The organism is Billgrantia sp. Q4P2 (assembly GCF_052806135.1).
Window position 1 is genome coordinate 168,772 of the sequence record NZ_JBRBAI010000006.1, and the last position, 24,328, is coordinate 193,099.

Here is a 24,328-nt window from a genome sequence, read left to right on the forward strand (position 1 = left end):
GACTGCAAGGCAGCTGCATCGGGATTTATGCTGCATTTCCTTAGGTCGTATAGTCCGCGTTGATACGAATATATCCTTCCGATAAGTCGCAGCCATAGGCGGTAAAGCAGCCCTCCGCGATATTTAGATCCACCGAGATCAGCACTTCCTTGCCTTGCAGGTAATCCTTAACTACCTGCAGCCCGACCTCATCTAACTGATGTGGGTATGCTTCAGTCTCCCCGAAGACAATCTTGACCTTGTTCGGGTCGATGTCTTGGTCCGCCTCGCACTTGCCGATCGCCATGGCTACACGCCCCCAGTTAGGATCAGCGCCGTGTACAGCGGTCTTGACCAGAGGTGAGTTGACGATGGCCTTTGCCACGCGCTTAGCCTGGGCGTTATCACGCGCACCGGTGACCTGAACCTCCATCGCCTTGCTGGCTCCTTCGCCGTCCGAGGCGATCATGCGCACCAAGCTGAGGGCGATGTCGTACAGGGCTTGCTCGAATTCGGCCAGATCCACCTCACCGGCCTGGCCGTTGGCCAAGATAACGGCAGAGTCGCTGGTAGACGTGTCGGTGTCGATGCTCAGGGCATTGAACGTCTTGTCGATTACACGACGGAATAAGTCATCTAGTACCTCGGGCGAGACCTTCGCGTCGGTGAAAAAGAAGGTCAGCAGGGTCGCCATGTTAGGCTCGATCATACCCACGCCCTTAGCAATGCCCACCAAGCTAGCGTTGCCGACCTTGCACGCGGCATGCTTGGTGCAAGTGTCGGTAGTCATGATCGCCGCCGCACAGCGTTGGAAGTCAGCAGTCTGCAAGGCGGGCACATCCGCCAGGAAGGCGCGAATCTTCCCCATCGGGTACTGGTGACCGATCACGCCGGTCGAGGCGATCACCAACTCCTGTGGATCAACGCCAACTGCCTGGGCTATACCCGAGCGCACTTCTACGGCGTTGGCCAGGCCCTGGGGGCCAGTGGCGACGTTTGCGTTGCGGGCGATCACCACGACACCCCGCGCCCTGTCACGCTTGGCGACCTCACGGGACAAAGTCACACTCGGGCCGGCGAAGCGGGACTGAGTGAACACCGCACTGATGCTGGCAGGTACGTCGGAGACGACTGTCATGAAATCGTCTTGACTGTCCTTGATGCCTAAGTTAGCAATGATGCTGCTGAAGCCTTTCGGCTGGATGTGCACGTCACTCATATCAGGTCCTTCAGAAGGGTGAATGCTTCCTTAGCCGTGTGAGGCGCGGAGAGTAGCTCACGCAAGCGAGCGCGATCCGGCTTTCCAGTCGGCGTCAAAGGTATCCATTCGAGCGCCACGATGCCAGCCCGAACACCGAATTTTTCGAGCAATCCGACGAGCCTTGGCAGCAGGTCGTGGGCAGTTGCGGCATCGGCCTGCACTACCACATGGGCTTGGCTGCAATCGTGGAGATCGACCAGAACCACCGCACGCTCCAGCCCTAGCGCCAGTGCGATACGCCCCTCAAGGGCGGGTGCGAACTGCGTACCTTGGCGTGTGAGTAGAGCATCGGTGCTCCGTCCCAGTAGGATCAGACTGCCGTCAGCCAAGCGCTGAGCGATATCGCCGCTGAAATAGGCATCGTCCTCAACTGGTTTGGCAGGCAGCGGAAAGTAGCCTGAGCCACGATGGCTGGAGCGTGCGATGATCTCGCCGATATCCGGCTGCGCAGGGTCAAGGACCACCAGCTCCACCTCAACATCACCGACCGGACGCATACCGCAGCCCGCCTGCAACCGTGTGTCGAAGTTGGCGAGGATCATGCCAAATTCCGTGGAGCCGTAGATCCGCTTGATCTTTACCCCCAGACAGCGCTCGACGTCCAGAACGACCTGATCGTCCAGGTAGGCACCGCCACAGAAAGGGTTTTCCAGCGCTGTCAGTCGAACACTCTGCCGTTGAGCTGCTTTCGCCAGCTCAAGATATTGCGATGGTAGTGCACTCATGACCGTAATGCGGTGCTCGTCAAGGACTCGAAGGTTGTCTTCGACCTGACCGGCTTCGCCCAAGTGTAGCGTAGCCCCGGTCAACAATGCAGGGAACACATGCAGGTCCACTGCATGTCCTCCATCGAGGGTATGGATGTTCAGGTAGCGATCGCAGGCATCGAGCCCGGCACATTCAACCCAGTGCATGATTTCCCCGAACAGGCGATCCTGCCGCCACAAGGCGAGCTTCGGAATCCCGGTGCTGCCGGAAGTCTCCTGCATGCGCATCAGGCCAGTAAAGACTTGTGTCAGCGGAGACTCGGTGTCGGCCGGCTCCGGTGCGCACAGAGCAAAGCCAGGCACGTCGAGTCCGTCAGGCACAAAGCCCTGTTCCGTAATCAGCACCGAGGCCCCGACCTGATCAATACGCATCGCCCGGTGACCAGGGCTGCTTGACGTGCTGATCGGGCAGTGCACCAGCCCCAAGCTGGCCATGGCTAACAGCAGAGCCACATAATCAATACTGTTGCCCAGTTGGGTTGCCACCACGTTCCCCTCCCGCAGACCTGCAGCATGCAGGCGTCCCCGCAACTGCTCAATGTCGTGCAGAAGCTCGCCATAGGTCCGCGCTGCTCCTTGGTTGTCGATGACAGCCATTTTGTGCCGGTCTCGTGCGGCCATGCTGTGGAACCGTTGCAGAAACATAGATCGCCTCCTTGAACTCAGCTACCGTGGCCAAAGTACAGCTTCAGGTGTTCGCCTACGGGCCGAAAGCCAATCTCGCCAAGGCGATGGCGCAGTGGCCCGCTGACACTGGTGAATGTCAGGGGCTTGCGCTGCCGACGATGGATACCGACGCACACATCGTTCAGCAGCCTGTCTGATACGCCGCGAAGCCGGTGCCTGGCCTCGACGAAGACAAAGCCCAGCTGCTCGTGTTCTTCATCCTGACTGGTCAAAGCTGCACAGCCGCCGAGTTGGCCATCCACCTCGACCACATACAGCGCCTGGCGTTGCATCAGTTGGCGGACGGTTTGCATAGCCTGTTCGCGGCTGGATACCAGCTTCACGCCAGAGTCCTTTTCCATCTGTATCCGGTAGCCGATCAATGTCACCTCATCAGCAGGCTCAGCCAGGCGAGTCGCCAGCTCCGGGGAAGCGTTGGCCGGGAACGCTTCGAACTGTTTGAGCAGTACCTCATCGCGGCGGCCAATCAGAGGTAGCCAGTCCCGCGGCCAGCACTGCGCCAGGCGCTCAAGGACTGCCTTGGCGCCCAGCGCCATCTGTGGACTGGCATGGCGCTGGGCGACGTGTGCCAGCAACGCTTCGTCCGGTTCACCGGCGGCGAGAATGACCGGCACGGCGAAAGGCGGCAGGGTAGGCAGTAGCGCGACCGCTCCACGCAGGCCGGTGTCTCCATAGTGCACGAATACTTCCAGGCCCTCCGGGCAGGTGCGTAGGGTGCCTGCCAGGAAGAGCTGGGCATCGGCATCATCCTCGTGGCGAATAAAATCAAGCAGTTGAGGATAGTGGGCGTGAGAAAGGCTTTGGATGCTCAAGGCAATGTTACTCGTTCTAATGAGGTGAGGATGGAGACAGAATGCTCCAGCAGGCTGGGTTCAGTGGTGAGGCGTTGAAGTCCAGCCTCGATTGGCCCGGCCCCAGAGCGATGCAGGCAGTCGATTGGGAAGCCCAGACGCTGCCCTCGACTTCACGCCGCCAGATGAGTGCGTCAGCGTCGCAGCTGTACTGGCCGTCTCCGGCAAGCAGATGCAGCCATTGCCCCCAGGATTGTGTCGACGACGTATTGGCGGAAGGCTGAGGAAGTGGTTTCGCGGCGAATAATGGCAGATACCGCTCAAGGCGTGGGTGACCCTCGCCGATGCCGCGGTAGCAAAGCCCATGCAGCCCCTTGCCCAGGCGATGAGTGCTCAGCGTTCGCGTATCCCACTGATGGAGCAGCAGGCCGGTGGCATCGGCCTGCCCCAAGATGAAGCCGTTGTACTGGCGGAGCTTGTCGGCATTCCAGTACTGCTCGGGGGCATCCAGTGCCATCAGCGGTAGTTCTCCCCGGCTGCGGGTTTCGCTGCGGATGCGCTCAGGACGGTTAACCAGGAAGCTGGCCCGATGCTGACGACGGTCCAACGCAATCCAGGTACCACCCGATTGCAGGTCCAGGCCGCCAATGACGTCAGGGTGACGATCGGGCCAGTGCAGCGCGGGTGCCTTCCACGGACGGTCGACGGACTCGTCGCGCACCGAGGCTAGGAGCACTGGCCAGCGCCGTGAAAGGGCAACGGCAGCAATGATCGTGCACACAGTCACTCGCCCGCCAGGGTGGCGCCCGGTGCCGAGGCGATTTCCTCAAACGTCACCTGCCCACGCAACAGCTTGCGACACGTCAGCGGTTGCAGTCCGCGACGGCCGTGCAGGGTGCGCTGGTTGTCGATGATCAGGAGGTCGCCGGTCCGCCAGCGATGGCTGTACAGGTAAGGAGCAGCGGTCAGGTGCTGCTCCAGTGCCGCAAACCAAGCGGTGGAAGCCTCGGCCGTCAGCCCTGGTACACGCACGTCCCAGCTGGCCTTGGCCTGGCCATCGAATGGCAGGGCGAGGTTGAGTGAGCGCACGCGGCCGTAGTCGCGGAACGTGGAAATCGGGTACCAGCCTTCAGGGACAGTGGCGAAGTAGCCACGCTCGAACGCTAGGTACTCGAGTCTGCCGTCCAGCAGTGGCCGACGCAGCGATTCGGGCATGTCGTTCCAGGCTGCAAGCTGGTCACAGACGACAGTGGCGCCGTCCTCGTCGATACCCTTGACGTCGGCGGCATAGAGAATGATCAGGTCGACCTGAGTGCCAAGCAGGATGCCATCGGTGTGCAATGGCAGACTGCCGCGTCCAGTGATGACCTTTTCCTTGTCGTGGGTGCCATCGAGATTGAGGATGTCAGCGAAGCCGTAGCCGACCTTGGCGCTGCCATCGGCATAGGAAACCTTGTCGCCAAGGCTTTCGACGAAGCACCGGAAGCTGGCTTCATCGAAATGGACATTGCGCAACAAGGTCACGCCATGGTCGAGCACAGCCTGGCGAATGGCCGTCAGCGGGGTTTCGTCAGGCAAGTGGATACCTAAACCGGAGGCGGTCAGGGACTGGCCGTGTACGTCATGCGAATGTACGGAGAGGTTCATGGGCTGCTCCTTCAGCAACGATGAGCCATTGAGCGCAGCGAACGGTCGAGGACATCCTCGGGGCTCAGGGGAGACAAGGGGGCACGAATGGCCTGGTCTAGCTGGGTAGCCAAGATCTCTCGGTATAGCACCGGTGCACTGGATTGTTGGCCTGTGGTGACTTCTATCAGTTGCGCCAGCGCAGTGCCCAGTCCATTGCCATGGTGGATGGCCGTTTTCTTGCGCCAGGCTACCTCAGTCGGCAGCCATCGCTCCGCGGCTAGGCGCAGGTGTCCCTTCTCACGGCCTCGGTTGGTCTTGACCGAAGGGCAAGTGTCTAGTGCTGCACGCAATACCCGGGGATCCCAATAAGGATGCACCAGTTCGCTACCGCAGGCCTGAGCAGCGATGCTAGTGAATTCGCTAGAGTAGCGCGTCTTGTTGACCTCGACGGCGATGCTGCTGCGAATGTCGTCGGCTAGCCCGTCACAGGTGGCCAAACCTGAGTTGATCAGGTCCGATCCGTAGCCGGTAAAGATCCGGCGGCCTTCTTCCAGTTGACGGCAGAACGCGGTGATAGCCACGCCAATCTCAACTGCCTGGGGTTGTGGATGACCGAAAGCACGGATGGTCTGTGGTAGTGCCAGCAGTATCGACTGCGGATCGAGTTCGACCCGGTTCAAAGGGCGATCGATGGCGTCCGCCAGTTGCTGGGCTTCGTCGAACTCATTGCCCCAAGGTGTACCGATGCTGAAGGCTTCAAATGTTGGGCACTGCTGAGCGAGTAAGGCAGCAACCAAACCGGAATCGACGCCGCCGGAGACCAGAGCAGCGACCTGGTCGGGCCACTTCAGATGATCGGCAATGCTGTGCTGTAGTGCGGTGATCTGCGCCTCGCCAGCGAGCAAGGCATTGTCGTACCGAGAGCTTTGCTGTGCCAGACTGTCGGCCGTCTCGCCGCGCTCGACGCGGGCCCGATTGTCCTGCATAACAACCTCCAGGCGGCGGTTGGGCGGCAAACGGGAGATGCCATGGATGCTCGAGCGCTCGTCCAGATAGACGCCGGCATCCGCACGCACACCGAGGCGGCAGTCGGTTAAGCTCACCCAGGCGCTGGCCGCGATAAGCAGATCGGTCGCGATCACGAAATTGCCCTGATGATCGGCTCGCCAATACAACGGAGTCATGTTCCGGCTACTGGTTATAACGGTAAGATGGCTGCCTTGCACATCGAGGACATTGTCGCCGCCCACGGTCAGGTGTGTGCAGGGACGACCGAACACATCGGTCCGGTCTTCGGGAGGCGGTACTGACCAATCTGAGGCATAGCTATGGAAAGCTGAGGATGGCAGCGGCAACTGGGCGCACTGAAGCTGCTTGATGGGACGACTGGATAGCAACAGCCAGGGCTGAGTGGTCACAAGTCAGCCTCCAGGGTCGGTTGTGTGGCGGACTTGTTCAGTACAGATTTCATCCGACCTTGTGCCTCGCCTGCGGCGAATGCGGCACGGTGGGCCTGCTTGCCCGCAACTCGGGTCTGCTCCAAACCTGCAATGAAGTCACGATTGAGGTAGGTCTTGGTATTTCTGAAAGCGGCGCTGGTAAAGCCTGCGGCCCGGTGCGCCTGTTCCAGGGCAATTGCTCGCAGCCGCTTGGCATCGGCCACGCTGTGTAATATGCCATCAGCCAATGCACGTTCTGCAGGCCAAGCAGCGCAGGACATAAGCATATTCTGCATCAGGCTGCGCCCTACGATTTTCTCCAGCATGAACCCGCCATATGTGCAGGCGATGCCAAGCTCGAACTCTGGCATCTTCAGAACGCAGCGATCGCTGCCGATCCTATAGTCAGCCGTCAGGGCGATCTGGAGGCCGATGCCGATGGCGTAGCCGTCGATGGCCACGATCAGAGGACGGGTCAGTTGCAAGGCGGCGATGTATAGGTCCGTTACGTGATCGATCCAGACATCTACTTCATCGCCACCCTTAAATTTTGAGGTCTCGTGGAAGCTACCACCAGCACCAAACGACCGGTCCTCACCGCTATACAGTAACACGGAACGGACTGCGTCATCGTTATCCAACTGCCTCAACAAGCTGGTAAGTTGTGCCATTCTCGGCATAGACCACAGGTTATGCCGGTGCGAGTCGGTGAACTCTACCAGCGCGACACCATTATTTAGCGTGATATCGAAATCATAATTTAGATATTCTTCAGCATTGATTTTCAACGATAAATCTCCTTGCATCCTAAACCATCACAAATAAGCCGAGATCAACCAAAAATCACGACTCCACCAAGAACTAAGAAGATGATTGCAACAGCAAGCTGTCCATGCCTCTCGTAGTTACCAACTCCAAGTAGATGCTTCTTTATTATGGAAGATATCAATACGATTAGCGCATCCCCCAAAGACATGATAAAGTTGGCAATTGTCCCAATCACAAAGAGCATCAGCACAGGATGAGCAGCCTCTTGAGGAAGGAACTGGGGGATGAATGCAAGATAAAATAGCGAACTCTTAGGATTCAGCACCTCTACAAGCAAGCTCTCCTTAAAAGAGGATGGTCGGACACTCGCCTTCCTGCCAACTCCAGCCCCTTCCACCCAGATATGATAAAGCTTACGCAGACCTAGATAGAGGAAATAGCCACCACCCGCAAAACGTAGGATATTGAACAGAACCGGGCTAGTGAGCAACAAGCTGGCTGCACCGATCGCAGCAATTATCACATGCACCTGTGAGCCACAAAAAATGCCCACTACCACCCTGAATCCGGCCCCCTTCCCCTCCGCCACGGTTCTTGAGATCGTGTAGAGCATCGCCGGTCCCGGTACAAATGCAAACACCAGGCAAGAGGTGAAAAATAGAATGTAATGCCCCATGGCTATAGCTCATCACCTACCACAATTCCAAGACTTTTGCTATAAGCCCTAATCTCATCTCTTACGGCAGCAATATCACCTTTGCACAAAGTTGGCATCATGGCTCGTATGTAGTCATTGATTGCAGCCTCCCGGTCAAAAGCATCTTTATCTTTATAATAGCAAGCCACTTCATTCAATACCGCATCTTCAGCAATTTCAAGACCAAGGGCTTTTGCTTCTCGCCTTGCCACTTCAGGATTTATCAAATATTCATAGTCCTTAGACCCTGGCTCTGGAGAAAGCATCTCCACGTCGGCACTAACAATAACGTCCCTGCCCATACTCAATATATTTTTATACTCCCTAACATTTTCATACAGCAACTCCTTATCCATGCCTACATGACCTAAGACAAACCCTGCCTTAATCTTCACACCAAACCTCCGAGCATTTTCCATAGCATTAAGATTTGCCATATACATGCTTTCAGAGGAAGCGATAACATCCTTTTTTCTTAGCGGCTTCTTTAGTGCTTGTAGGGATTTCATGGCGCCTGCATCAATTCCAACAAACAGGATTTTGAAGCCAATGTTTGCCATAGCCTCCATAACATGGCTCTTTTCCATGCCATCAGCCCTAGCATATCCAACCAACATTGGGCGTTTATGAATCGGCAAGTCCAGCCACCACTTTGGCTTAAACTTATCCATATCCAAAAGCAACCGACCAAAAGTCAGCGGGAGCTCATCTGCCGTTATATACAAATAGTCATACCCATTGTCATGGGCAGTCTTTATTGCACCCCAGGCCTGCTCATGATGAAGATGATTTCTCCACATCCCTCCATACTGAATAGAGCAGAATGAGCATGCGTCATCTCCACTGAATTTTATACATCCTCTGGCGATTTCCACAGGAACACCAGATGTCACGAAGCGCTGGGTTAAATCATGAATCCTACCGGTCAGTCGCGCTTGAAAATTCTTTTTGTAAACACTAGCATGATCAAATACCCCATCTATCAGAGAGTAATCGACATAGTGATTTATTTCTTCTTCTCTGCCCTCCCCTGGACTTACAATGTCTTTTGTTACTAACGATGGTAACCGGCAACTGATATCACCATGATCCCTTATGGCATCCAACAGAGCTTTCAGGGTCTGATAAACCTCATTTCCGACAACGCCATAATCAACAGACCAATACCTCTGCATTATTTTTTCATGCATGACACTGAAGTGATCATTTCCAAAAATAGTCTTTATGCTTCCATCTACCGACTTAACAAACTCCCCGATATAAAGACAAGAGTTGAAGTTTGCAGTTATGGCACTAAAGCAAACTGCTAGAATTTTATCAGAATTTTCACCAACATAAGCATAAAGCTCATCGATAGACACAGCCACTCCGTCAAAATAGACGGATTCATATCCAAACATACTCACATACGACGCAAGAGAAAGAATGCCAAGATGAGGAAAATTAGCCCAGTCAGTATGCTGAACACCCTTTGCAACTGATCCATCACCATTTTCTAGGCCAGCGAAAAAATCGTCTGAATTCGCAGGATTAACAAAAATTACTATATTCCTCATCACACCTCTCCCCTCGAGCGAGCACATTATTAACAAGACAAAGGAAGGTTGAAAAAAGGAAAAAACTAAAGTAGCATATTAGTTTAACTCATGGATGAGACTTCACATGAAGCAACTACCACCTCTCTATGCCCTCAGAGCCTTTGAAATGGCCGCCAGATTAGGCTCTTTCACAAAAGCAGCTGATCATCTATGCTTGTCGCAGAGCGCAGTAAGTCACCATGTTAAAAATCTCGAACGCCACTTGGAATGTAAGCTATTCCAGCGTAACGGAAAAATACTTTCACTCACCAACAGGGGTGAGCAATTATCGAGCGACCTTAGAGATGCATTCATGCTTATCGAGAAGGCTTGTTATAAAAACCCAGGGGAAACATCGGTAATAAAAATAAAAACCCCCACCTCACTTACAGCGAGGTGGCTGCTATCAACAACACATAGCTACAACAAACAATCCAGCAGTACTTCCATACAAATAAGCAGCCACTGGATGGAGCCAGACGAAGTTGACTTTCACTCGGAGCCATTTGATGGAGCAATATTATTAAGCAACGGAGACTTTCCCGATCATGTAGTTCCTACAAAGCTATTTGATGAGTGGCTAGTACCCGTTTGCAGCCCAGATTTTTTTGATGAGCATACCGAAAGCTTTAAGTTTGTTAACAGACTTCCTCTTCTTCACCCATCACTAGACAAACGGGACTGGAAAAAATGGCTAGATAAAACTGGTTATAAAAACAAATTTAACGTAAAAGAAGGAATGACATTTGACACCCTAGACCAAGGAATAACTGCCGCACACCAAGGGTTAGGAATAAGCATCGCGGACTTATCAATGATAAAAAACGACCTAGAAAACCACAGACTAAAAATACCCTTCCCCTATGCCGTTCACTCAGGAATGGGCTACTATTTTGTGCATCCAAAGCATTCCTCACATCAGGCTTTACTAGAAGACTTCATATCATACTTGCTCTTGCACTTCCCAAGTCATGATGGACTTGATTTGACATACATATAGAGGGCTTCGTCTTTGAGTCGACCTCAAATCCTAGCCCATAACATAGCCTCCTCGGCGACAGGGGGCTCAGAGAGAAACGCACTGCAAACAAGCAGCTGGCAGGCAGTAGCCGAACGTCATCCGGTGGCAACTATATATAAAGCATAATGTCTAAGCGTTGGGCTATAGGTTTTTCAACACTGGAATTATCACTCTTTCCTTCCAAATCGGTCAACGCATGTTCAAGCTCAGCACTATATTCAGGGGTGTCCGGCTCTATCCATCAACGCAGCTACCGCCTAAGCGAATTGAGAGATGATCGACGTGCGTAACTCTCCAGAGCGTAGTGGAGTCATCCTGCAGACGCTGACGCCGCCCTCTCTCCTCCCAAAGCAAAGACCTCCCCCGGCCAAGCAGAGGTAAGCCAATGGGCAGCCACTGAGTAGAGTAAAGCCGCGACCTAGTGCACCATGTGGACTTGCTTGAGTTTCTTGAGGACATCATGTCGATTCCCTCCAGCATCGCAGTGGTCCATGGTGGCCGCCCGGTAGGCCTACGTGGCCTGGCAGCAAAATACGCTAGCCCTTGCGTTGTCCAGGGAGATAGCTAATGAACAACGCAACTCAACTCGACCCACTGAATTTCCTGCTGCACGGCAGCCGCCTGATCGAAGCCAGCGCCGGTACGGGCAAGACCTTCACCATCGCCCTGCTTTACGTACGCCTGGTGCTCGGCGCCCGCTCGGAATCCGACGACGCCGCTTTCGAACGCCCGCTCACGCCGCCCGAGATCCTCGTCGTCACCTTCACCAACGCCGCCACCCAGGAGCTGCGCGAGCGGATTCGCACGCGGTTGGTCGAGGCGGCGGATGTTTTCCTTCAACCAGCCAGCGGAGATGCTGAGCATGCCGACGGGGCGCCGGGGACAGGCCGTAGCGAGGGTCTTTTTCCAGGGAAGGAAAAAGTAGCGCCCAGGGATGGGTTCACAGCGCCCTCGCAGAGGCCTGTCGCGGGAACAGCCCCGCTCACCGAAAGCCAAGCCGAGCCGCTGCTTCTGGCCCTCCGCGACCAATACGACCCCGCCACCTGGCCCGCCTGCGCCAGGCGCCTGCAGCTCGCCGCCGAATGGATGGACGAGGCCGCCGTCTCCACCATCCACAGCTGGTGCTACCGCATGCTGCGCGAGCACGCCTTTGACAGCGGCAGCCTGTTCTCCCTCGACCTGGAAAACGACCAGACCGAGCTGGAACTCGAGGTGGTGCGCGACTACTGGCGCAGCTTCTACTACCCGCTCAACACCGACGAACTGGCCAGCGTAGTACGCCACTGGAGCACGCCCGAGCAACTGCACGCTGCCGTGCGCGGGCTGATGCCCGAAGCCGAGGCGCTCAACAAGGGCGCCCCGTCCCCGGCCGAGACGGTCGCCAATGCACAACGGGAAACCGCCCAGCGCCTCGCCCAGCTCAAGGCGCCCTGGTCCAAGTGGGTGGACGAGTGCGAAGCGCTGTTCGAGGAAGCCGCCCAGCAGAAGGCCTTCAAGGGCCAGAGCTTCAATGCCCGAAGCCGCGCCAACTGGCTCGGCGCGCTGCGCGAGTGGTGCCAAGGCGAGGCCACCTGGCCCGGCCTGACCGACGCCGCCTGGAAACGCCTCACGCCCCAGGGCATGGCCGATATCTGGCTCAAGGGCGAGCCGCCGGACCACCCGGCCCTGGCCGCGCTGGAAGCCTTGCAGGAAGAACTCAACGCCCTGCCCGATCCCTACGCCGACCTGCTCACCCACGCCGTGCATTGGTGCCGCGCGCGGCTCGACCGCGAGCAGGAGCGCCGCGCCGAGATGGGCCCCAACGAGCTGCTCACCCACCTCGACCGGGCGCTCACCGGCCCCAACTGCGAGGCACTGGGTGCACAGATCCGCCGCCAGTTCCCCGTCGCCCTGGTCGACGAGTTCCAGGACACCGACCCGGTGCAGTACCGCATCTTCGACTGCGTCTACCGCATCCGCGAGAACCGCCGCGAGTGCGGTGTGTTTTTGATCGGCGACCCCAAGCAGGCGATCTACGCCTTCCGCGGCGCCGACATCTACACCTACCTGCGCGCCCGCCGCGACACCCAAGGCCGCCACGTCACCCTGGGCACCAACTTCCGCTCCAGCAGCGAGATGGTCGAAGCGGTGAACCGCTGCTTCGAATTCGCCGAGGCGCACCCGCCCGGCGCCTTCCTGTTCAATTCACCCGAGGGGAACCCCGTTCCTTTCAATGCGGTTGGCGCCAAAGGGCGCAAGGACTCACTTACCCGCCAGGGCCAGCCGCTGCCGGCCATGACCCTGTGGCAGCTCGAAAGCGACGAGCCGCTCTCCAAGACCGCCTACCACGGCGTGATGGCCGAGCGCTGCGCCTCCACTATGGTAGAACTGCTCAACGAGGGCCAGCGCGGTCAAGCAGGCTTCCAGGAAGGCGAGCGCTTGCAGCCGCTCAAGCCTTCCGATATGGCGGTGCTGGTCAACGGCCTGGGCGAGGCGCGGGCGATCCGCCAGGCGCTGGCCCGGCGCGGGGTGAAGAGCGTCTACCTCTCCGACAAGGACAAGGTGTTCGCCTCGCCGGTCGCTACCCAGCTCGATGCCTGGCTGCGCGCCTGCGCCGAACCTGAGGACGACAGGCTGCTGCGTACCGCCCTGGCCACTTCCGTGCTGGGGCTCGATATCGCCACGCTGGACAAACTGAACGAGGATGAGCTGGCCTGGGAAAGCCGCGTACTGCAGTTCCGCGACTACCACCGCCTGTGGCAGCGCCAGGGCGTGCTGCCGCTGGTGCGCAAGATCATCCACGACTTCGACGTGGCGCAGCGGCTCTTACAAAGCGGGCCTGCTCACGAATCGTCGAACGGGATGAAGCGCAAGGCGCTCGGCGCACAGGAAGCGAGACATAACGTGGGGTTAGGCGAGCTTACGAGCACCGAGCAACACAGCGATTCGCCCGTGCAGACATTCGTGGATGGTGAGAGAGTACTTACCGACCTGCTGCATTTGGGCGAATTGCTGCAGCACGCCAGTCAGGAACTCGACGGCGAACACGCGCTGATCCGCTTTCTCGCCGAATCCATCGCCCACCCCGAAGGCCAGGGCGACACCCACAAGCTGCGCCTGGAGAGCGACGCCGACCTGGTACAGGTCATCACCATTCACAAGTCCAAGGGGCTGGAGTACCCGCTGGTGTTCCTGCCCTTTATCTGCAGCCACCGCCCGACGAAGAAGGACGACTCCCCGCTGCGCTGGCACGACGCCGAAGGCCGCCTGCGCATCAGCCTGGAGGCCGACGAGGAGACCCTGGCCACCGTCGACCGCGAGCGCCTGGGCGAAGACCTGCGCAAGCTCTACGTGGCACTGACCCGCGCGCGCCACGCCACCTGGCTCGGCATGGCCCCGCTCAAGGGCGGCGAAGGCAGCGCCATCGGCCAACTGCTGGCCAATGGCGATTTGCTCGGGCCGACCGGGTTCAGTGAAGCACTCAAGCGCCTGAAGGGCGACTGCGCCGCCATCGAGATCGCCCCGGCACCGCCCGCCCACGCCCAGATCGTCACCCAGACAGAGCGTGACGATGCCCTCGGCGAAGCGCGCACGCCCACGCGCCCCGCCCGCGAGCACTGGTGGATCGCCAGCTACTCGGCGCTGCGCCTCTCGGGAGAAATGGTAAGCGCCCCAGTAAGGGCTGACTTACCCCCTACCCCGCATGAAAGCGAAGCGCAACGAAGCGGCAACCTGCCGGAGCCGGCCACCGCCATGGAGGCCACCGCGCTGGAAGTGATCGAGGAACCCCATGACAGCGGCCAGAGCGAACCGCTGCCCTCCTTGCATCGGTTCCCTCGTGGCCCAGGGCCCGGCACCTTCCTCCATGGGATTTTAGAGTGGGCCGGCGAGCACGGCTTCGCCCGCGTGGCCCGCGACCCGGCACTCCGCGAGGAGACCCTGGCCCGGCGCTGCCAGGTGCGCGGCTGGCAGCCGTGGCTGAACACCCTGCACGCCTGGTTCGGCACCCTGCTCGCCGCCCCACTGCCGCTGCCCAATGGCGCAGGCAGCCTTACGCTCGAGACGCTGACGAGCTACCAGGTGGAGATGGAATTCTGGTTCGCCGCCAGCAAGGTCGACACCCGCCGGCTGGACGCCCTCGTAAGTACTTACACACTGCCCAGCCCTGATGACAGGCCAGGCACCAGCCTGCCGCGCCCCGCGCTGGATGCCGACACCCTCAACGGCATGCTCAAGGGCTTCATCGACCTGGTGTTCGAGCATGAAGGGCGCTACTACGTGGCCGACTGGAAATCGAACCACCTGGGGCCGGACGACAGCGCCTACAGCCCCGAGGCGATGCGCCAGGCCGTGGCCGAGAAACGCTACGACCTGCAGTACGCGCTCTACCTGCTGGCCCTGCACCGGCTGCTCAAGGCACGCCTGCCGGGCTACGACTACGACCGGCACATCGGCGGCTCGCTTACCGTCTTTCTCAGGGGCGCCAATGCCGAGAGTCGCGGCGTGCACGCCGAGCACCCCCCGCGCCAGTTGATCGAAGCGATGGACGCGCTGTTCCAGGGCGATACCCGAGCGGCAGGCACCCGCAACACGACGGAGGCGCCGGCATGAGCAAGCGCAGCAAGCACCACGACGACGCCACCCCGGACCTGTTTGCCGATCTCGGTGAGGAATCACCAGGCATGAGCGACTCACCAGGCAAGAGCGAACCCGCCATGCCGGAACCGCCCCAATGCGCGCAGGGCAACGTACAGGCCGCGCTCCACGACACCCAGGCGCTGTTCGCCCTGCTCGACCGCTGGGTGGAGCGCGGCTGGCTGCGTGCGCTGGACCGCGCACTGGCCAGCTTCTTCCAGCGCGAGGTAAGCGACGCCCCTCCCCTGCTGCTGCTCGCCGCGGCGCTTGCCAGCCATCAGCTCGGCCGCGGCCACGTATGTCTCGACCTCGCGCAGACTCTTGCCGCCCCTGACCTGGCGCTCTCGCTGCCACCGGAAGGCGACGACCTCAGCGACCCACCGCCGCTGCCCAGCGACCTGCTGGCAGAATTGGATCTCGCCACCTGGCAAGCCGCCCTGAACCATCCCGCCTTGGTGGCGGATAGCAACACGCCCCAGACCGGAAACACCCCGCTGGTACGCAGCGAACGCGACGGCAACGTGCGGCTCTACCTGCGCCGCTACTGGCAGTACGAGCAGGACATTCGCGGCCTGATCGGCGCCCGGCTCACTGCCGCCACTGACACAGAAACCGACACCGCCACCCTGGCCCGGGCGCTGGCCGCACTGTTTCCTCAAAGCCATGAACTCGACTGGCAGCAGGCCGCCTGTGCACTCGCCAGCCGCTCGCGCTTCGCGGTGATCACCGGCGGCCCCGGCACCGGCAAGACCACTACCGTGGTCAAGCTGCTCGCGCTGCTGCAAGCGCTGGCCCTGGGCGAAACCCCACCAGCCGGCTCCATCCCCCGCCCGCTGCGCATTCGCCTGGCCGCCCCTACTGGCAAGGCCGCCGCACGGCTCAACGAATCCATCTCCAAGCAGGTGCAGGGGCTTTCGCTGGTGGAACTGGCCGCCGCCGTGGGCCAACAGGGTGTGGATATCTCAACCTTGCGCGACAGTATCCCGACGGAGGTCACCACGCTGCACCGCCTGCTGGGCTCGCGACCGGATACCCGCCACTTCCGCCACCACGCCGGCAATCCGCTGGCGCTGGACGCCCTGGTAATCGACGAAGCCTCGATGGTCGATATCGAAATGATGGCCGCCGTGCTCACCGCCCTGCCGCCCAGGGCGCGGCTGATCCTGCTCGGCGACAAGGACCAGCTTGCCTCGGTGGAAGCCGGCGCCGTGCTCGGCGACCTGTGCCAGCGCGCCGAAGGTGGCCACTACACCCCGGCCACCTGCGACTGGCTGGAACGAGTGATCGGCACGGCGATTCCCGAACAGTACCGGGACGAAGCGGGCCAGCCGCTCGACCAGGCCATCGCCATGCTGCGGGTGAGCCACCGCTTCGATGCGGCAAGCGGCATCGGCCAGCTCGCCGAAGCGGTCAACCGCCCGCTCGGCCCAGAGCATGGACAGAAAGAGAAGAAACGCGCCGTACGGGAGATCTTCCAACAGGGTTACGCCGACATCGCCCGCCTCGCCCTGGCGGACGCCGACGACCCGGCGCTGGATCGCCTGGTGGTGAACGGCAACCCGGCCGGCTTCAGCAACAGCGGCGAAGGCCGTCACGACCGGCGCGGCGAACCCATCGCACCGCCGGTCGGTTACCGCCATTACCTGGAAGTGATGCAGGCAACGCGCCCCGCGCAGCCCTTCTTCGGCGAAGGCGAAGCGCGCCAGCCCTATGACGCCTGGGCCCGCCAGGTGCTCGCCGCCCATGGCCACTTCCAGCTGCTGTGTGCGCTCAGGAAAGGCCCTTGGGGCATACAAGGCTTGAACCCTCGCATCGGCCGCGCCCTGCGCCGCGCCGGCTGGCTCAAGGCCAGCGACCTGGAGCTGGAACAGGGCTGGTTCGAAGGCCGCCCCGTGCTCGTCACCCGCAACGACTACGGCCTGGGGCTGATGAACGGCGATATCGGCATCACCCTCGCCGTGCCCGAGGCCCGCAGCGCCATTGATCCGCCCGGCCGCACCCTGCTGCGCGTCGCCTTCCCGGCCAGCGACGGCAGCGGCGCCATCAAGTGGGTACTGCCCAGCCGCCTGCAGGCGGTGGAAACCGTATTCGCCATGACGGTACACAAATCCCAGGGCTCGGAATTCACCCACACCGCCCTGCTGCTCCCCGACGCCCCCAACCCCATCCTCACCCGGGAACTGGTCTACACCGGCATCACCCGGGCGCGGGACTGGCTGACGCTGGTGGAGACTGGGCGCGGCATGCTAGATGAGGCGGTGACGAGGGAGGTGGTGAGGGTGAGTGGGCTGGGGAGGTTGCAATGACGCAGCCTAAGGTTGGCTGAAAGACGTCGCGTGTCGTTATAAAGCAAGGGAGTTGCAAATGAAGCACTACAGAAAAATCGAACATGTGAGACGCCACGGACTTTCCCTGCTGGCTCGGTTCGGCCGCTACGAATTGGCAGTGCTGCTGTGCGTCTCGGTACTTTCCGGCGGGATCTGGGGGTTCATCGAGCTGGCCGATGCCGTCACCGAGGGAGAAACCCAGAGCATCGATGAGACCCTGCTGCTCGCCCTGCGCAATCCAGCCGATCACGCCGATCCGCTCGGCCCGGGCTGGGTCGAGGAAATGGGGCGAGACTTTACCGCGCTCGGTGGGGTCGGCGTGCTGGTCGTGATCACCCTGGGCGCCCTGGGCTACCTGCTACTCGCCCGGCACTATCGCGCGGCGCTCTTTGCCTCGGTCGCGGTGCCCGGCGGCATGCTGCTCAGCACGCTGATGAAGATGGGCTTCGATCGACCTCGGCCCGACCTGGTGCCACATGAAGCCATGGTCTACACCGCGAGCTTTCCCAGCAGCCACTCGATGATGTCTGCCGTTACCTACCTCACCCTGGCCGCCCTACTCATCCGGGTACAGCCGGCGCTGAGGCTGAAGGCCTACCTGCTGATACTGGCGATACTGCTCACCCTGCTGGTGGGCATGAGCCGTGTCTACCTCGGCGTGCACTGGCCGACGGATGTACTTGCCGGCTGGACCGCCGGAGCGGCCTGGGCCGCACTGTGCTGGCTGGTGATGCGGTGGTTGCAGCGGAGCGGGCAGGTAGAGACAGAGGAGAGCCAGCCAGACACCGAGTAGGTGCTCAAGCGACGGCCGCAGCATCAATGGTGCTGCGGCTCCCAACACCCCAACCCCACCCTCACCCGAGAGCTGGTCTACACCGGCATCACCCGCGCGAGGGACTGGCTTGACCTTCCCCCCTGGTTTAGGTCCGCTATCAATGTGAGGCACCGCTGCTTCATGCGCACTGTTGGGCATACGTCACGGGTGGCAAATAGCCCAGCGAGCTGTGCGGTCTGACATGGTTGTAGTGGGTTCTCCATTCCGTGATTTCGTGTCGTGTGTCCGCCAGGCTCAGGAACCAGTGCTGGTTGAGACAGCCGTCTCGGAACTTGCCGTTGAAGCTCTCGATGAACGCATTCTGCGTCGGCTTGCCCGGTTGAATGAAGGCCAGCATCACCGCCCGTTCATGCGCCCAGAAGAACATCGCCTTGCTGGTCAGCTCCGGTCCGTTATCGCAGACAATCGAGGCCGGCAGTGAGCGATGGTTCGCGATCTCGTCGAGGAACCGGGCCAAGCGACGGCCCGAGATAGATGTGTCCACCAACTGGCCGACACACTCACGGCTGAAATCGTCCACGATGTTCAGCACACGGAAGCGTCGCCCCGAGGCGCTGGTAGAGACTGGACGCAGGATGCTGGATGAAGCGGTGACGAGAGAGGTGGTGAGGGTGAGGAGGTTAAAAATGGTGACGTTCAACTTGGTTTGAGATTCGCGTGAACTGGCGCTGCACTTTATAACATCGTCTTATTTGGAGAGAGAGATAGGATGCGTTTACCTATCTCATAATTCAATAAACAACCTCATCATCCTAAGCAATAGAATAAAAACAAAGGTAGAAAAAAGGCTCCCCAAAACAAAGAAGAGCCAAAAATACGCCAAGAAAACAGAAGGCAATTAAATCATCACAACAATCAACCCTCTATATTTTAGCCAACATTTCATCCATAATCGCTTGGCGCTTAAGCCGATCATCAGACAAATTATCAAACGACAAAACAATTTCTACAGCCTGTTGAAACGGCTCAATAACAGCCTTCCCATGCTTGGAAAAGCTAGATATGATCTTACTGGTATATGCTTCCATTTTCTTAGAATTCAACTTTGGAACTTCTTTACCTGCCACGATCGCTCTAGCAAGCACAAGTATATGCCACTTGTATTTACGCACATTCTGGGGGACATCTGCACTTGCTACTAACAGATGAAGGCGGTACAGGGACAAACATGCCGCATAGAAAACGGACTCTTTTGTATCATCTGAAAAAATCTGCTCTCCCAATTGCTCATACATCCTCTTTGGATATCGGTAAGCCAAATCAGGCCGCTCAAGGAACATTGAGGCAACTGCTTTAGCAGCCACATTCACATTAAACGTTCTTACAGCCGGTATATCTCTTCCCACGTACTGTCTATCTCTTCTTTCAAAATATAGTCGTCCATCCTTACCATCATAAGTATTAAAATACTCTTCGACCCTCTTCACTACTGGCCGCAGAGACAAAAACTGCGTTTCCTCCACTTTAGACTGACTGTTTGTCGCCCTTACCAAATCAGAAAAAACATCTTCATTCGATGTCTCAACCACTTTCAAATTAACCATTACCGAGTCAGTGAGAAGCTCTCGAAACTCGAAGAGAACATTTGAAGTTTGACAACCATTCACTATTTGGTAATTCTCTATATGAAGGACACTCCCCTGAACCCTAACGTCCGGGCTAACGATGGTTACACCGTTATTCAAAACCGGAAACCTAGTCGCCTGATTAATTTCGCTGAGGGTTCTTGCAATCGATTCGTTAACCGGATTATCGATACCAAGAAAAGCCCTGACATTCTCTTGAAAAACATGCCCTCGCAAATTTCCATCTTCATTGACCAGAAGATTGTCCACGAGATCCTTTGCTTTAATCACTGCTAGGTAAGCTTCATCTATGCCATGAATAGCAGGCAATGCGGCGCTGCTAAACATTTGGAGTTCAGCGCTAACAGTTTCATATGTACTAACCCAAAGAGCGGTAACTTCATCCCTGCCCAGAAATTCTATATCCACATTCCCGAAATAGCCTAGCTCGCTCAACTGTTCGACAAAATAAGCTTTTGCTTTTTCAATAGCTTCTGGCTGACGATACACCCCGGTCGTCACGTATCGGATGGTAACATTAGGCTTTCCACCACGGATTTTAGGGACATTGGCCAACACCACATCAAACACAGATTTTGCATTTTTTTGAACATCATCAGCCGCTTCATAACTTTCTGACTCTGTAAAGCGGAGAATTGATTCTTTAAATTTTAAAAAATCCCCTAAATCAAAGCTTTCACTCGTCTTGGACTGTATAAAAACGACTTCAACATCGTGATTTTTTCTTCCCGACTGGAAGACAGCGTTAGCATCCTCATCAGATATAACCAGCTCTTCGTCAATTATAACCGCCACCCCATCAATCCCATCATCTGCCGCGCTAGATGTGACGTCATCTAGCTCATAGCTATTAACCAACCTGGCCGACAAGATAGAATAATTAACAAATAATTCGAATTTTTTCGACTCATCCGAATTCTCAAAGCCATAGCTCTTCGCAAAGCTATCCAGATGAGACTTGGTAATTCTATGCAAAATCCATCTCCTTTTCTAGACCAACAACCAGTTGCTGAAAATAAAATCAATCCCAATTTCACATGCGGCAATTATTTATATTGCGTACAGAAGAATAAAACACTAACCATTATTCTTTAGCGCTAAAAAGCACCAGAACCCCATGCTTTCTAATAGCATGCCACTGCTTTTGGGGATTTATAAAATTCGACTCGGAGTGACATTTACCATGCGCAATTCCTATGCAGATAGAAGCATGCTTATAGCTCGACTCCTTTTTATCCTAGCATGACTAGAATGATCTTCTCATGCGCTGAATCAACGGAACCCTGCGGAAGCGGGAAGCTTGCCGTTGAGCCAGAAGCGCATCCAGGAGCGGCCATCCGCCACCATCCGCCATGCCGTTCGATCCCGTGAGGGTTCGGTGGAAGCGTTGGCATAGCGCCAACCTTGTGTATAAGCAATATGTTAAAAAAGCTGCGATCCCCATTCATTTTTGGCGGGTCCGAGAATTGAGTATTGGGCAGCTGGCGACGGGATAGGGGGATGCATGCAGCCATTGGATAGCCAGAAGGCCAGCCCCAATGCGGGTTGGCGCCGTCGCCTTTACCTGATGCTCGAGCCCACTGCTCGCCAAGCCCCTGGCCTGTCGATCACCAACCGCTTGATCGCCGGTCTGATAATCCTCGCAACAGTACTGACCGTTTTGGAGACGGAGCCGGTAGTTCGAGCGCTGGCTCCAGGCGTCTTCGTCACCGCCGAGACAGTGCTGGCCATGGCCTTTCTGGTCGAGTATGTCGCGCGTGTGACCGCGGCTGGTGAAGATCCCCGCTATCGAGGGCTGGCTGGACGCTTACGCTTCATGGTCAGCCCATGGGCCATCATCGACCTGCTCGCTATCTTGCCTTTCTTCCTCACCATGGGGGCAGTCAACGCCTTCGCGTTACGTCTGCTCAAGTTGATCCGGCTGCTCAGGCTCGCTCGACTGGGACGCTTCTCCAATGCGATCGGCGATCTTTATCTGGCGGTGCGCGGACGCCGCTACGAACTCACGGTAAGCCTGATGGTGGCGGTGGCGTTGCTGATCGTCACCAGCAGCGTGATTTATGTCCTGGAAGCCAGCCATCAGCCCGAGGCCTTCGGAAGCATTCCCAGGGCGCTCTGGTGGAGCGTGGCCACACTCACCACGGTGGGCTATGGGGACGTGACACCGGTGACCGCGGCTGGGCAACTGTTTGCGGGTCTAACCGCCATCGTCGGCATCGGCATGATCGCCATGCCGACCGGCATCCTGGCTGCTGCCTTCAGCGATGCCATGCAGAAACGCCGGGAGCAGGCTGAATACGACAACAACGAGTGACAAGAGAGGGAGCGGAAAATGGATCCTGGGGATCTACAAGGCCCTCCAGATCCTGCTGCCGCGGGCCGACGCCGCAGACTCCTGGTTGCGTCGGCCTAACCGTAACCCCCTGTTCGCCGGCCAACCTCCTCTGGAACGGCTGCGCACCGGCCTGGTGCAAGATCTCTATTTCGTCCGCCAGTCTTGTCGGCCACATGGCAGGGCCGGCACCTCGGCTATGAGTGGGACGGTGAGGGAATTCGCCATGTCCTCGAGCTGCTATTGGTGGAGTGAGGGTTGATTCGAGGGAAGTCCAACCATCGCCCTTTGCTGATGTAATATCGCTATGTCGACCCTTGTGCACGCTTGACATAGCCTGGCGCTGCAGCAAAACTATACGCAATCTACGTACACTATATGAAAGCAATGTTTGTCGAGCTGCCAGCCTTCGAGCGGCACCGATCCACCTACTTCGATGACGCCGCCTTTCGAGCCTTCCAGAATTTCTTGCTCCAGAACCCCGGGGCTGGTGATGTCATCCAAGGAACAGGAGGGCTGCGCAAGGTCAGGTTCAGTGACCCTAAGCGGCAGAAGGGCAAACGGGGCGGTGTTCGCATCATCTACTACTGGTGGTTGGGCGGCTCCCAGTTCTGGCTGTTCACCCTGTACGGCAAGGACTCACAGGATGACCTCACGCCAGCCCAGCGCAAGATCCTGAAACAGTTGCTGGATGCGGAACTCAACGCGAGGACATGACCATGGGACGTAACATTTTTGACGAACTTATCGAGGGCTTCGATGCACTGGCAGATGAGCGCCAAGGCAAGCGCACGCTACGCTCCCACTCCGTAGAGCTGGCGGAGGTTCCCGACGTTACAGCCAGCGAGCTCATCGAGCTGCGGGAGCGGCTGCATATGTCCCGCCCGGTATTCGCCATGTATCTCCGTACCAATCCCAGGACGCTGGAGAATTGGGAGCAAGGCCGCGCCAAGCCCAATGCCCAGGCCAAGACACTCATCCGGCTGGTACAGAAGTATCCTGAAACCATTGAGCATCTAGCTCATCTTGCCTAACCGCTCGCGCGTCACTATCCATGAGCCTAGGGTGCCCACCATTGAGCACTACGCCTCCGGAAACCGCACTTCCTCCACCCTCGCCCGAAAGAATGGAAAGTACGCCTCCGTACCGAAGTGATTGCCTCCGTCGACCCTGGTGGGCAGGGTGAAGCCTTCGAAGTTTTGGAAGTCGTCCAGGTAGCCGCCGAAGGGTTGGAGCCGCCACTCCTTCTCGGGATTGGCGTTGCTCCAGCGTTGGAACTGCACCCAGCGCGGTTGGCCGTTCTCGGCCACGGCGATTTCTATCGATTGCTCCAGGGTGCCGTGGGTGATTACCGCTCGCGCCCGGTTGGGCTCGCCGGTCTCTTCCCAGCGAACGCCATGCTGCGGCAGCAGCGCGGCCGGTGCCCAGAAGGCAGCCTCCCCTGCCACGCGGCCGAACGAGGCGCGCAGGTGGTTGTCATCACCCCCTACCCTGGCGACGGGCAGCGTGCCGTTGAGCCAGAAGCGCGTCCAGGAGCGGCCGTTGGCCATGCCGTCCGAGCCGCTGAGTTGCATGATTCCCGAACCGGCCCGAATCCGCCAGATGAAGCCGTGCGGCGGGGCGAGTAGCTGGTGGGCGCGCATGGGGCGGTAGCCCGGCGCTTCCTTGGTGCCGAGGCCGATCTCGCCGGTCATGTGGATTTCGCTGACGACACGGAGCGGTGTGCCAGGGGCGATGGTGTAGAGGAAGTAGCGCCGGGCCGCGTCGGGCAGGCCTTCGACCATGGCGGGATCGAAGGTCTCGACGGTGGCGGGCGCCTGGGACTGCAGCCAGGCCCAGGCATTGTCCATCGCGCGGTTATCGGCCAGGCGCCAGGCCTGCATCGCCAGGACGGTTATCAGTACAAGCGCCAGCAGCAGGCCGGCGGCCATACCCACGTACGCCATTCGGTTTCTCCTGCGTTTCACCTGGCGCTCTTCCTCTCGTCGGTGTGGCGAGCAAATTCAGCGTACCGGGTG

At 58.3% G+C, this 24,328-nt stretch carries 19 protein-coding genes and 1 pseudogene; 8 read left to right on the plus strand and 12 right to left on the minus strand.

The window, feature by feature from the left end:
- Positions 1–40 precede the first annotated feature (40 nt).
- Genes argJ through ACUY1T_RS12610 form a run of 9 tightly spaced genes read right to left on the minus strand, consistent with a single transcriptional unit; the run spans position 41 to position 9,574 of the window.
- Entirely contained in the window at positions 41–1,198 is a 1,158-nt protein-coding gene (gene argJ, locus ACUY1T_RS12570) for a bifunctional glutamate N-acetyltransferase/amino-acid acetyltransferase ArgJ (protein ID WP_446023278.1), read from the minus strand.
- Positions 1,195–2,652 (minus strand): class I adenylate-forming enzyme family protein, encoded by a 1,458-nt coding sequence (locus tag ACUY1T_RS12575; protein WP_446023280.1) that lies wholly within the window; start codon positions 2,650–2,652, stop codon positions 1,195–1,197. Before ACUY1T_RS12575 ends, argJ begins: the two co-directional genes overlap by 4 nt.
- A gap of 17 nt (positions 2,653–2,669) precedes the next feature.
- Positions 2,670–3,506 carry a hypothetical protein gene (locus ACUY1T_RS12580; RefSeq protein ID WP_446023282.1) on the minus strand — a complete coding sequence of 279 codons (837 nt, stop codon included), beginning with the start codon at positions 3,504–3,506 and terminating at the stop codon, positions 2,670–2,672.
- A gap of 16 nt (positions 3,507–3,522) precedes the next feature.
- Positions 3,523–4,266 (minus strand): NRDE family protein, encoded by a 744-nt coding sequence (locus ACUY1T_RS12585; RefSeq protein ID WP_446023283.1) that lies wholly within the window; start codon positions 4,264–4,266, stop codon positions 3,523–3,525.
- 2 nt (positions 4,267–4,268) lie between these two features.
- A complete protein-coding gene (locus ACUY1T_RS12590) occupies positions 4,269–5,132 on the minus strand; it encodes a TauD/TfdA family dioxygenase (protein ID WP_446023284.1) in 864 nt (287 codons plus the stop codon).
- Between the two features lie 11 nt (positions 5,133–5,143).
- Positions 5,144–6,532: an asparagine synthase C-terminal domain-containing protein gene (locus ACUY1T_RS12595; RefSeq protein WP_446023286.1), complete on the minus strand. Its 1,389-nt coding sequence runs from the start codon at positions 6,530–6,532 to the stop codon at positions 5,144–5,146.
- Positions 6,529–7,341 (minus strand): enoyl-CoA hydratase/isomerase family protein, encoded by an 813-nt coding sequence (locus ACUY1T_RS12600; RefSeq protein ID WP_446023288.1) that lies wholly within the window; start codon positions 7,339–7,341, stop codon positions 6,529–6,531. Before ACUY1T_RS12600 ends, ACUY1T_RS12595 begins: the two co-directional genes overlap by 4 nt.
- A 44-nt stretch (positions 7,342–7,385) precedes the next feature.
- Positions 7,386–7,997: a LysE family translocator gene (locus tag ACUY1T_RS12605; RefSeq protein WP_446023290.1), complete on the minus strand. Its 612-nt coding sequence runs from the start codon at positions 7,995–7,997 to the stop codon at positions 7,386–7,388.
- A 2-nt stretch (positions 7,998–7,999) separates the two neighbouring features.
- On the minus strand, positions 8,000–9,574 hold the full coding sequence (locus ACUY1T_RS12610; RefSeq protein WP_446023291.1) for a B12-binding domain-containing radical SAM protein: 1,575 nt from the start codon (positions 9,572–9,574) through the stop codon (positions 8,000–8,002).
- Positions 9,575–9,680: 106 nt separating this feature from the next.
- On the opposite strand from ACUY1T_RS12610, the gene ACUY1T_RS12615 reads away from it, so the two are divergent.
- The 4 genes from ACUY1T_RS12615 to ACUY1T_RS12630 all read left to right on the plus strand — a co-directional run bounded on the left by ACUY1T_RS12615 (position 9,681) and on the right by ACUY1T_RS12630 (position 18,350).
- Positions 9,681–10,595, plus strand: a complete 915-nt coding sequence (locus tag ACUY1T_RS12615; RefSeq protein WP_446023293.1) for a LysR substrate-binding domain-containing protein — start codon at positions 9,681–9,683, stop codon at positions 10,593–10,595.
- 588 nt (positions 10,596–11,183) lie between these two features.
- A complete protein-coding gene (locus tag ACUY1T_RS12620; RefSeq protein ID WP_446023295.1) occupies positions 11,184–15,206 on the plus strand; it encodes a UvrD-helicase domain-containing protein in 4,023 nt (1,340 codons plus the stop codon).
- Entirely contained in the window at positions 15,203–17,536 is a 2,334-nt protein-coding gene (recD, locus tag ACUY1T_RS12625) for an exodeoxyribonuclease V subunit alpha (protein WP_446023297.1), read from the plus strand. The genes ACUY1T_RS12620 and recD overlap by 4 nt, the downstream gene beginning before the upstream one ends.
- A gap of 58 nt (positions 17,537–17,594) precedes the next feature.
- Entirely contained in the window at positions 17,595–18,350 is a 756-nt protein-coding gene (locus ACUY1T_RS12630; protein WP_446023299.1) for a phosphatase PAP2 family protein, read from the plus strand.
- A gap of 160 nt (positions 18,351–18,510) precedes the next feature.
- On the opposite strand, the pseudogene ACUY1T_RS12635 reads toward ACUY1T_RS12630, so the two are convergent.
- Together ACUY1T_RS12635 and ACUY1T_RS12640 are read right to left on the minus strand one after the other, a co-directional pair.
- A pseudogene (locus ACUY1T_RS12635) lies at positions 18,511–18,945 on the minus strand (integrase core domain-containing protein); the annotation flags it as partial.
- Positions 18,946–19,255: 310 nt separating this feature from the next.
- Positions 19,256–20,953, minus strand: coding sequence for an AIPR family protein (locus ACUY1T_RS12640; RefSeq protein ID WP_446023301.1), 1,698 nt, complete (start codon positions 20,951–20,953; stop codon positions 19,256–19,258).
- 529 nt (positions 20,954–21,482) lie between these two features.
- Between ACUY1T_RS12640 and ACUY1T_RS12645 the strand changes: the two genes are divergently transcribed.
- From ACUY1T_RS12645 to ACUY1T_RS12660, 4 genes are all read left to right on the plus strand, one after another.
- Positions 21,483–22,292, plus strand: coding sequence for a potassium channel family protein (locus ACUY1T_RS12645; RefSeq protein WP_446023303.1), 810 nt, complete (start codon positions 21,483–21,485; stop codon positions 22,290–22,292).
- Positions 22,243–22,572, plus strand: coding sequence for an MbcA/ParS/Xre antitoxin family protein (locus ACUY1T_RS12650; protein WP_446023305.1), 330 nt, complete (start codon positions 22,243–22,245; stop codon positions 22,570–22,572). Before ACUY1T_RS12645 ends, ACUY1T_RS12650 begins: the two co-directional genes overlap by 50 nt.
- A gap of 125 nt (positions 22,573–22,697) precedes the next feature.
- Positions 22,698–23,027: a toxin gene (locus ACUY1T_RS12655; protein ID WP_446023307.1), complete on the plus strand. Its 330-nt coding sequence runs from the start codon at positions 22,698–22,700 to the stop codon at positions 23,025–23,027.
- Positions 23,024–23,344 (plus strand): helix-turn-helix domain-containing protein, encoded by a 321-nt coding sequence (locus tag ACUY1T_RS12660; protein WP_446023309.1) that lies wholly within the window; start codon positions 23,024–23,026, stop codon positions 23,342–23,344. Before ACUY1T_RS12655 ends, ACUY1T_RS12660 begins: the two co-directional genes overlap by 4 nt.
- A 48-nt stretch (positions 23,345–23,392) precedes the next feature.
- Here the strand turns inward: ACUY1T_RS12660 and ACUY1T_RS12665 are convergent, their stop codons facing one another.
- Positions 23,393–24,256 carry a DUF6544 family protein gene (locus ACUY1T_RS12665; RefSeq protein WP_446023311.1) on the minus strand — a complete coding sequence of 288 codons (864 nt, stop codon included), beginning with the start codon at positions 24,254–24,256 and terminating at the stop codon, positions 23,393–23,395.
- Positions 24,257–24,328: the final 72 nt, after the last annotated feature.

Coding starts and splice junctions, on each gene's coding strand:
- argJ (WP_446023278.1), bottom strand. CDS start 1,198: ATGAGTGACGTGCACATCCAGCCGAAAGGCTTCAGCAGCATCATTGCT.
- ACUY1T_RS12575 (WP_446023280.1), bottom strand. CDS start 2,652: ATGTTTCTGCAACGGTTCCACAGCATGGCCGCACGAGACCGGCACAAA.
- ACUY1T_RS12590 (WP_446023284.1), bottom strand. CDS start 5,132: ATGAACCTCTCCGTACATTCGCATGACGTACACGGCCAGTCCCTGACC.
- ACUY1T_RS12605 (WP_446023290.1), bottom strand. CDS start 7,997: ATGGGGCATTACATTCTATTTTTCACCTCTTGCCTGGTGTTTGCATTT.
- ACUY1T_RS12610 (WP_446023291.1), bottom strand. CDS start 9,574: ATGAGGAATATAGTAATTTTTGTTAATCCTGCGAATTCAGACGATTTT.
- ACUY1T_RS12615 (WP_446023293.1), top strand. CDS start 9,681: ATGAAGCAACTACCACCTCTCTATGCCCTCAGAGCCTTTGAAATGGCC.
- ACUY1T_RS12620 (WP_446023295.1), top strand. CDS start 11,184: ATGAACAACGCAACTCAACTCGACCCACTGAATTTCCTGCTGCACGGC.
- recD (WP_446023297.1), top strand. CDS start 15,203: ATGAGCAAGCGCAGCAAGCACCACGACGACGCCACCCCGGACCTGTTT.
- ACUY1T_RS12630 (WP_446023299.1), top strand. CDS start 17,595: ATGAAGCACTACAGAAAAATCGAACATGTGAGACGCCACGGACTTTCC.
- ACUY1T_RS12645 (WP_446023303.1), top strand. CDS start 21,483: ATGCAGCCATTGGATAGCCAGAAGGCCAGCCCCAATGCGGGTTGGCGC.
- ACUY1T_RS12650 (WP_446023305.1), top strand. CDS start 22,243: ATGCCATGCAGAAACGCCGGGAGCAGGCTGAATACGACAACAACGAGT.
- ACUY1T_RS12655 (WP_446023307.1), top strand. CDS start 22,698: ATGTTTGTCGAGCTGCCAGCCTTCGAGCGGCACCGATCCACCTACTTC.
- ACUY1T_RS12660 (WP_446023309.1), top strand. CDS start 23,024: ATGACCATGGGACGTAACATTTTTGACGAACTTATCGAGGGCTTCGAT.
- ACUY1T_RS12665 (WP_446023311.1), bottom strand. CDS start 24,256: ATGGCGTACGTGGGTATGGCCGCCGGCCTGCTGCTGGCGCTTGTACTG.